Origin of the sequence: Salifodinibacter halophilus, assembly GCA_012999515.1 — a bacterium.
In the GTDB taxonomy this organism is placed as follows: Bacteria; Pseudomonadota; Gammaproteobacteria; order Nevskiales; family Salinisphaeraceae; genus Salifodinibacter; species Salifodinibacter halophilus.
The window spans coordinates 1-262 of record JABEEB010000363.1 but is presented as its reverse complement, the minus strand read 5'-3'; the positions used below and the strand labels follow the sequence as shown (position 1 = coordinate 262).

The window sequence follows — 262 nt, the reverse complement described above, 5'->3', positions numbered from 1 at the left end:
GTAGATCAGCGGCTGCGGCAGGTAGCGTTCGAGCAGACGCTTAAGCACGTACTTCTGCTCGCCGCGATGGTGCTTGAGCGCGGTCGGCAGTGACCAGGCGAACTCGATCACACTGCGGTCCAGCAGCGGCGAGCGTGTCTCCAGGCCGCAGGCGCTGCCGGCGCGGTCGATCTTGGTGAGGATGCCGTGGGCCAGGTCCATGCGGAAATCGAGGTATTGCACGCGGTCGGCGGCATCGCCGACCGGCAGGTGGCCGTCGCGG

Annotated in this window: 1 protein-coding gene; it reads right to left on the bottom strand. The window is 67.6% G+C overall.

Going from position 1 to position 262, the window contains the following annotated elements; translation table 11 throughout:
* A partial coding sequence (locus HKX41_12040) for an asparagine synthase (protein ID NNC24865.1) occupies window positions 1-262 on the bottom strand: 262 nt, incomplete at both ends.